The organism is Arthrobacter sp. 05T420, from assembly GCF_056396305.1.
Genome location: NZ_JBFTLG010000002.1, coordinates 351,565 through 360,025, shown reverse-complemented (window position 1 = coordinate 360,025; position 8,461 = coordinate 351,565). Strand labels below are relative to the sequence as shown.

The window sequence follows — 8,461 nt, the reverse complement described above, 5'->3', positions numbered from 1 at the left end:
CGGCGAACCTGAACGTGGACATGGCGGCCTCGCCCAACGGTGTGCGGTCCGTGCATGACGGGGACGGATCCGATTTCGGCCACGCCGGCCCGGCTGGGTCCAAGGCGATCGAGGACATCCTGTTCCGCTACTTCCAGGAGAACGCGCTGCCCGCCGAGCCCACGCCCTTTGACGGCGGCTCCGACTACGACGCCTTCCTCTCGGCCGGCATTCCCGGCGGCGGCTTGTTCACCGGCGACGAGAAGAAGAAGACCCAGGCCCAGGCGCGCTCCTTTGGCGGGGCGGCCGGCAAGGTCCTCGACCCCTGCTACCACGAGGCCTGCGACACCATCGCCAACACCAACCCGGAACTGCTCCAGGAAATGTCGGGCGCCCTGGCCTACGCCACCGTGGCCTACGCGATGGCCAAGACCGGCTAGTCGTCCCGCTTGCCGCCGAGACCTGGCGTCCACGCAGGAAGGTCCCCGGCGCAGCCACCTTTGAGGGGCCGTGCCGGGGACCCGCACTTCGTGGGGCCGAAACGTGCCCTAGATTCCGGCCCCGCGCCGCGCCGGGGCTCCTTGGGGCTGCCGCACTGCGGCCGGCGTGAACCGTGCGCCGGTGTCCGGGAACCCGGGCACGGCGATGCGTGCGTGGGTGTGGATCTCCTCGACGGAGCCGCGTGTGTGTTGCGCGATCTTCTCCATGGTGGTGACCCACATCCCGTCCATGGATTTGACCCGTTCCATCAGCTGTTCCAGCGCCACGGCCTTGGACGGCCGGCCGGAAATGAAGGGATGGTTGGTCAGGACAAAGCAGCTCCCGGCAGCGTGGTGCGCCTCGGCCTCCAGCGTCCACATCTCGAGGACCTTGGCCGGGCTTTCGATGATCCCGCTTCCGGTGACGCCCGGGTAAAAGGCGTATTGCTCCCAGTCGTCCAGAGCCCAGTCGACGGGGATTTCCACGAGGTCGCGGGGGTCCCCCTCGGCAACGCTGAAGCGGTAGGGGGCGTCGCCGTCGAGCAGGCTTGAGTCATAAAGGAACCCGCGATCGGCCAGGAGGGTTGCGGAGTGCCAGTTGAGCTCCCACCACGGTGCACGGTAGCCCGTCGGCCGGACGCCGGCGGCCTCGGCCAGGGCGTCCACGCCCCGGTCCAGGTACCGCGCCTCCGCTGCGGCGTCGATGCCCTGCATGGGTTCGTGCAGGTAGCCGTGGTGGGCAATCTCGTGGCCGCCGTCCGCTATCCGACGGACCACGTCCGGGTAGCATTCGGCGGTGAATCCCGGGACAAAGAACGTGGCCTGGATGTCCTGGCGCTCAAGGATCTGCAGGATCCGCGGGACGGCGACCTTGGGCCCGTAGGACTGGTGCGTCATGAGCGACATGCGCCTGGTGCTCTGCGGGTCATGGGCGATGGTGCAGGATTCGGCGTCGACGTCGAAGGTGAAGGACGCGGCGGCACGATGGCCTTCGGGCCAGGTGATGGGATGGGCGGTGTCGGCGAAAGCGGTGAAGTTCACGGGGTTCATCTCCTGCTAGAGGGCGGCGCGGGTGGGTGATGGGACCGGAAGGTCGGCCGCTGGAGGCGTGGATACCTCTGTGGTCAGTTCGCTGCCGCTGGGGACATCGAGGAACTTGCGGTGGAACCGCGGTCCGAGGACGGCGTAGGCGGCGGCGCTGGACAGTCCCCCGGCGAGCCAGGACAAGTCCCACCCGCCCAGGGCGACTGCGATGGGTCCCTGCATTGCCGGGACCAGCCCGTACATGAAAAGCCAGGTGGCGAAGATGCCGATGACCAGGGAGATGATGCCTGCCGGGTTTACGCCTGGCAGCCGTTTGGTGCCGACGGCGTCGAAGAGCCTGTCGGGGTTACCGGGCCAGCGTTTCTCGATCCAGAAGTAGTGGACCAGCATGACTCCGCCCCAGGCAGCCACCCAGGCGACCAGCCCAATCAGCCATGCGTCCAGCACGGAGGCGAAGTCCTCCTGGAAGATGAAGAAGATCACGACGACAAGGGAGAAGACGCCGACGAACAAATTCAACTTCCGCCTGCTGATGGAGATGTCCAGTGCCTGCGTGGCGACGGAAAAGGTGTAGATGTTCAAGATGTTGGTCGCGATCGGGCCGTGCAGCACCATGAGCAGCACGGGGAGGGCCAGTGCGCCGAAGTTCAGGACGATGAGTTTGCCGGGATCTATTTCACCTGTGTTGGTGGCCAGGCTGGCCCCCAGAATGCCCAGCCAGACGACGGGGATGAACTGGCCCAGCACCGACGCGAGGTAGACCTTGCGCTTGGGCACCGTGGTGCTGACGAAGCGGGAGTAGTCTGCGGCGTAGGTGAACCAGGTGATGCCCCAGCCGATGCCGATCGCCGTCATGACCGCGCTCATTGCGGCGATGCGTTCCGAGCCTTCCAGGATGTGGCCGGCGGGGCCAGCGTAGGTCCAGTTGATCTTCATGCCGAACCAGGCCACGGCGGACATCACGGTCAGGATGACGATGGTCGGCGGGACGGTCCATTTCTCGAACGCGGCGATCGCCTTGTAGCCGAACCAGGCAATGGTTACCTGGGTGGCCATGATCAAGGTGGCGATGCCGATCTTCCATGCATAGTTGTGGGCCTCCGGGTCAACCCATCCCAGGGTTCCGAACAGCGCCATGACCAGATCCAGGATGATCCAGGTGTTGACCGCACACCAACCGATGACCAGAAGGGCCTGAATGGCCGCCGGAAGATAGTTTCCGCGCCGTCCAAAGGCGGCGCGGGCCAGCACCATGCCGGTCGCTCCCGTTTTTTGGCCCAGCAGGACAAAGCACCCAAAGAGCAGCATCCCGATCAAGTTTCCAAGGACAAGAACGGTGACCGTATCCGCGAATCCCAGGCCGAGCTGGATGCCTAGCGCTCCGAGCACCCAGTTGATCGGGGCGAGGTTGGCGCCAGCCCAGATCCAGAACTGGCCGGACACCTTGCGGGTCCGCTCTGATTCGGGGATGGGGTGAAGCCACGCTTCGTGGTCTTCACTGGCTACCGGCGCGGAGCCGGCCGGGGCCGCTTGGGATTTTTGACGCATTGGGAGCCTCCGAGGGTGTATGGGATTTCTCAAGATTATGTGTCGTAGGCCACACCGGCCATATACAATGTGTCTAAATAAACCTAGAGCGACGTGACGGAGTGTAATGTCCATTCATCTTGACGATGTGCTGAACCATCCGACCCTCGCGGCTGCCGATCCCGTCATCCGGGCGGCGGCCCGGGCTGCCGCCCGTACGCAGCTGCGGTGGATCCACTCCAGTGAAATCATCGACATCGCACCCCTGCTTGCCGGCGGGGAGCTTCTGCTGACAGGCGGCGAAGCCCTCGCCCAGGCCTCTGAAGAGCGGCAGGTCAATTACGTTCGCCAACTGGCCGAGCGGGGCGTGGCGGCCGTCGCCATCGAAACCGGGACGGCCCTTCCCTCCCTCCCGTCCGCAATGGTGGCGGCCGCCGAGGAAGCTGGCCTTCCACTGATCGAACTTCGCGGCGTGGTGCCGTTCGTCGGTGTCATGCAGGCCATCAACTCGATGCTTGTCAGTGACTCGGTGTCCCAATTGCGGCGGGCGGACGAGGCCAGTCACGCCATGGCAGTCGAGCTGGCGCACGGCGGCGGCCTGGACCGGATCCTCGCCGTGCTGGCCGGCATCATCCATGCCGAGGTGACCCTGACGTCCATATCGGGCGCGACCCTGGCCAGCGCAACCCCGGGGAAGACGGAAACCACCGACGCCGATGCCTCCGTCTTGGGGCCGCAGGAGCAGGCCCGCCTGCTCCACATCGACGTCCCGATCCGCGGCATTCTCGCTGCGCAGCTGTTGCTCCGGGTCCCGGCGGGCGAGGACGAGAACCTGGCCCGAACAGCCGGGAACCGCTCAGTGGATATTCTGGCCCTGGCCCTGTTGCAGCGGATGTCTCCCGGGCTTAGGGAAGTCGCCGGGGCGGCCCTGCTTCGCGCGATAGATTCGGGCAGCCAGGCCTGGCGGCTCCAGCAGCTGGCGTCCGCGGCGGGGATTCCGCCGGCTGCCGCGCTTGTAGCCATCGTGATCCGGTCCGACATGCTCCAACAGCTCCGGGCGCCGGTAGAGCGCCTCCTGACCCGGGGGGCGCAGCCGAGCGCCACCTATGTCGATAACGCCGAGCTCCTGGCGGTGGCCGTCCTCCCGGGCGATAATCCGCGGGAAAGCCGGCACGCACTCCTGGCCGGCCTGCGGGGGTTGCCCGCGCTGGCAGATACGCTCGTTGCCGTTGGCCCGCTGGCCGCCGGCATATCGGAAGCTCCTTGGTCGCTGTCGGAATCCAGGCTCACGCTGGAACTGGCGGACGAACTGGAAAAGTTCCCCGCGGCAGCAGAAGGCCCGCACTGTCCTGTGATCGATTCCGAAACATTCGCCGTCGAACGCCTCGCAGTGGGAAGCCTGGATACCGAGCAACGGCGGAACTTCGTGCGCCAGCAGCTGGGCGCACTCCTGGACCATGATGCCCAACGCAATTCGCGGCTGCTCGACACCCTGGCGACGTGGCTGGATTCCGGATGCAACACCGCCCAGGCGGCCAGGGAGCTGCACGTTGAACGGCAGTCGATGCATCAACGGCTGCAGCGGATCTTCGACCTGTGCGGCGGCGACCCCCGGCGAACGGGCCGGCTCGCGGCCTTGCATTTGGCCACGCGGCTGGCCCGGCTGGGCTAAGGCGGGCGCGCCGCGCTTGCCGTCCCCGCGTTAGCCGCTGCTGCGGGACGCGCGGCCGCCCAGCCGCCCGGTGATTTTGCCGGCCGCAGCCGCGCACGCTTCACCCAGGCTCTGCAGCCCTTCGGGGGAGACGCGGAACCGGGGCGCCGAGATCAGGACGGCCGCCACGATGTCGCCGCGGTGGTCATAGGCGGGGGCGGCCACGCCCACTTCGTCGATGGAGGATTCGCCGTAGTTGATGGCCCAACCACGAGCCGTCACATCCTTGAGCTTGATCAGGTAGCCGTCCAGGCCCGCATCATCGAGTCCCGGGTAGCTGATCGCTCCGCTGCGGAGGAGTGCGCGGACGCGTTCGACGGGCGCGGCGGACAGGAAGACCTGCACGGAGGCGCTCATGGCGTCGGTGTACCGGGCTCCCAGCGGGGTGGTGTGTTTGATCTGGTGGTGGCTGGCAATCTGTTCCACGCACATTGATTCGGCGCTGTTCCACACCATGAGGGCGCTGGTTTCGCCGGTCTGTTCCGTGAGTTCACGCAGGACCGGGTACGCCACGCGCCGTTCTTCCAGTTCGGCCAGCAACGGTCCGGCGACGGCGATCAGTCCCAGCCCCAGCCGGAAGCGGCGGGTTTCCGGATCCCGTTCCACCAGGTGTTCCTGTTCGAACGTGGCCAGGATCCGGGAAACGGTGCTCTTGTGCAGGCCCACGCGGTTGGCGATCTCGGTGACGCCCAGCAGCGGCTCGTCGGCGCTGAACGTTCGCAGCACGGCGATGGCGTTGACGATGACGGACGTGCCCTTGGTGTCGCCGTTTCCGCTGGTCTCGGGAGATTCTGCTGGGGTCATGGTGTCTACCATCATTCCGTATGGGGGCCCGAAAGCGGCGCCACGGAGGACGTGGCGCCGCTTCTGCTCCCCTTCAGGGGATGTGGGCGTCTCAGGCGCCCACGATGTTGTACTCCGGGCCGAACGGGAACTTCGTGATGTTCTCGGCTCCGTCCTCACCGACCACCAGGATGTCGTGCTCCCGGTAGCCGCCGGCGCCGGGCTGGCCGTCCAAGACGGTGATCATGGGTTCCATGGACACCACCATGCCGGGTTCGAGCACGGTGTCGATGTCCTCGCGGAGTTCCAGTCCGGCTTCGCGGCCGTAGTAGTGGCTCAAGACGCCGAACGAGTGTCCGTAGCCGAATGTCCGGTTGGCCAGCAGTCCGTGGCCCACGTAGATCTCGTTCAGTTCGGCGGCGATGTCCTTGCAGACCGCTCCGGGCTTGATGAGCTCGAGGCCGCGCTTGTGGACTTCCACATTGATGTTCCACAGCTCAAGGGAGCGGGCGTCCGGTTCGCCGTAGAAGAGGGTGCGTTCCAGTGCGGTGTAGTAGCCGGAGGTCATGGGGAAGCAGTTCAGCGACAGGATGTCGTGCTCCTGGATCTTGCGCGTGGTGGCCCAGTTGTGGGCGCCGTCGGTGTTGATGCCGGACTGGAACCACACCCAGGTGTCACGGATTTCCGAATCCGGGAACGTGCGGGCGATTTCGTGGACCATGGCCTCGGTGCCGATCAGGGCGACCTCATATTCGGTGATGCCGGCGGTGATGGCGTTGCGGATGGCTTCGCCGCCGAGATCGCCGATGCGGGCCCCGTGCTTGATCACCTCGATTTCCTCGGCCGATTTGGTCATCCGCTGGCGCATCGCGGCCTGGGCCACGTCCACCAGGGCGGCCCCGGCGAAGGCGGCCTGGATCTTGTTGCGGTTGTCCTGCGGGAGCGAATCGTCTTCGACGCCGAGCCGGCGGGGGCTAATGCCGCGGGTGCGCAGCGCCTCCTGGATGGCGAAGATGTAGTTGTCACGGCGCCAGTCCGTGTACACCACGTTGTCGCCGTAGCTGCGCCGCCACGGCATGCCGGCGTCGATGTTGGCCGTGACAGTCACGGTGTCATCTTTGGTGACCACCATGGCGTAGGACCGGCCGAAGTAGGTGAAGAGGAAGTCAGAGTAGTACTTGATGGAGTGGTAGCTGGTCAGGACGACGGCGTCCAGGTCCTTCTCTGCCATGATGCGGCGGAGTCCGCCGAGCCGGCGCTCAAATTCGGCGTTGGAAAAGGTCAGCTTGTCCTTCTGCCCGTTGTGCAGGACTTTCAGTCGCTCCAGTTCGGCGATGGACGAAGCGTTGTTGGAGGTTGCGATGGTCATGGTGGTGGTGCCTTTCTGCAGTGCTGTTCTGTGGAGGGGAAAATTGGGGCGGAGAAAATTGGGGCGCCTGTCGGGTTACTCGTGGCGCAGCGGTTCTTTGCTGGTTTCACGGGAGAGCACAACGGCGATAAGGGAGATGGCCGCGGCGCCGGCCAGGTACCAGGCAGGGGCCAGGTCATTGGCCGTCGCGGCGATCAGGAGGGTCGCCATGAACGGCGCAGTGCCGCCGAACAGCGCATTGGAGAGATTGAAGCTGACGGCGAAGCCGCTGTAGCGGACACGGGTGGGGAACATTTCCGCCAGGAAGCTCGGGAGCGTGCCGTCATTGAGCGTGAGCATGCCGCCCAGCAGGATCTGGACCAGGACGATCACCAGGAAGTTCCCGGTGCCCAGCAGGGCGAAGGCCGGCACCGTCAGCAGGATGAAGCTCAGGGATGCGGCGATGAGTACCTTTTTCCGGCCGTAGCGGTCCGAGAGCATTCCGGTCAGGAAGATGAACCCGATGTACGTCACCAGGGCGATGGTGGTGGCCAGGAAGGATTCGGCCGCGCCGAGACCGAGCTCCGAGGACAGGTACGTTGGCATGTAGCTGAGGATGACGTAGAACCCGACGGCGTTGAGCAGCACGGCTCCGACGGCCTTCAGCAGCAGCCGCCAGTGGTTCCGGAATAGGCTGGATACCGGGGCCTTGATGGCCTGGTCGTCCTCTGCCAGTTCGCGGAACACCGGGGTGTCTTCCAGCTTGGTGCGGATGTAGCGACCTATCAGGCCCATCGGGGCGGCCAGCAGGAACGGCAGCCGCCATCCCCAGCTCTGCATCGCCTCGGTGCTGAGCAGGATGGTCAGCAGGCCCGCGAGCAGGGAGCCGAGCAGCAGGCCCGCGGCCGTGCTGGCCGGAACCACCGCCGCGTACAAGCCGCGTTTGTTGGCGGGGGCGTACTCCACCAGGAAGGCGGATGCGCCCGCGTATTCGCCCGAGGCGGAGAAGCCCTGGACGACGCGCACCAGCAGAAGAAGGATCGGGGCCCAGACGCCGATGGAGTTGTACCCCGGGATAAGCGCGATGCAGAAGGTCGCTCCGGACATGATCAGGATTGACAGGGAAAGCGCAGTGCGGCGCCCCACCCGGTCGCCAATGTGGCCCCAGACGAAGCCGCCAAGCGGCCGCACGAGGAACGAGATGGCGAACAGGGCGAAAGTCAGCAGAAGCGCGGTCTGGGGATTGGATTCGGGGAAGAAGACCGCGGCAATTGTTGCGGCCAGGTAGCCGTAGACGGCGTAGTCGAACCATTCGACGAAGTTCCCGATGAAACTTGCGGCGACCACCCGCCGTCGGGTCTCCCTGCTGACCACGGGATCTCGCCCGCCCGGCGCGCCGCGGCCGCTCAACGTGGCGTGTCCGGAGGAAGTACTGCCATGCCCGCTATTCGACTCCGGGCGGATCGACCCCGCAAGTGTGGCCGGGGAGGAATTTTCGTTACTCATGTGTCCACCAAAGTGTTTTGGAGTTGCAATCAGTGCAACGCTGTTGCATCAGATTAGGCGTGACGCATGACACAGTCAATGCTT

General features: G+C 65.7%; 7 protein-coding genes. 2 read left to right on the top strand and 5 right to left on the bottom strand.

The window, feature by feature from the left end; all coding sequences use genetic code 11:
* Nucleotides 1-419 (top strand): M28 family peptidase (locus tag AC1DEM_RS04030; RefSeq protein WP_476883229.1); only part of this gene is annotated, 419 nt, incomplete at its 5' end.
* Between the two features lie 108 nt (nt 420-527).
* On the opposite strand, the gene AC1DEM_RS04025 is transcribed toward AC1DEM_RS04030, so the two are convergent.
* Nucleotides 528-1,499 (bottom strand): polysaccharide deacetylase family protein, encoded by a 972-nt coding sequence (locus AC1DEM_RS04025; protein ID WP_476883228.1) that lies wholly within the window; start codon nt 1,497-1,499, stop codon nt 528-530.
* 15 nt (nt 1,500-1,514) lie between these two features.
* Nucleotides 1,515-3,050 carry a purine-cytosine permease family protein gene (locus AC1DEM_RS04020; protein ID WP_476883227.1) on the bottom strand — a complete coding sequence of 512 codons (1,536 nt, stop codon included), beginning with the start codon at nt 3,048-3,050 and terminating at the stop codon, nt 1,515-1,517.
* 106 nt (nt 3,051-3,156) lie between these two features.
* Here AC1DEM_RS04020 and AC1DEM_RS04015 point away from each other — a divergent pair, with 106 nt between their 5' ends.
* Complete coding sequence (locus tag AC1DEM_RS04015) at nt 3,157-4,701, top strand: PucR family transcriptional regulator (protein WP_476883226.1); 1,545 nt, start codon at nt 3,157-3,159, stop codon at nt 4,699-4,701.
* A 30-nt stretch (nt 4,702-4,731) separates the two neighbouring features.
* Here the strand turns inward: AC1DEM_RS04015 and AC1DEM_RS04010 are convergent, their stop codons facing one another.
* The 3 genes from AC1DEM_RS04010 to AC1DEM_RS04000 form a co-directional block, all read right to left on the bottom strand.
* Nucleotides 4,732-5,544 (bottom strand): IclR family transcriptional regulator, encoded by an 813-nt coding sequence (locus AC1DEM_RS04010; RefSeq protein ID WP_476883225.1) that lies wholly within the window; start codon nt 5,542-5,544, stop codon nt 4,732-4,734.
* 91 nt (nt 5,545-5,635) lie between these two features.
* Complete coding sequence (locus tag AC1DEM_RS04005; protein WP_476883224.1) at nt 5,636-6,892, bottom strand: aminopeptidase P family protein; 1,257 nt, start codon at nt 6,890-6,892, stop codon at nt 5,636-5,638.
* 75 nt (nt 6,893-6,967) lie between these two features.
* Nucleotides 6,968-8,377 carry an MFS transporter gene (locus AC1DEM_RS04000; RefSeq protein ID WP_476883223.1) on the bottom strand — a complete coding sequence of 470 codons (1,410 nt, stop codon included), beginning with the start codon at nt 8,375-8,377 and terminating at the stop codon, nt 6,968-6,970.
* Nucleotides 8,378-8,461: the final 84 nt, after the last annotated feature.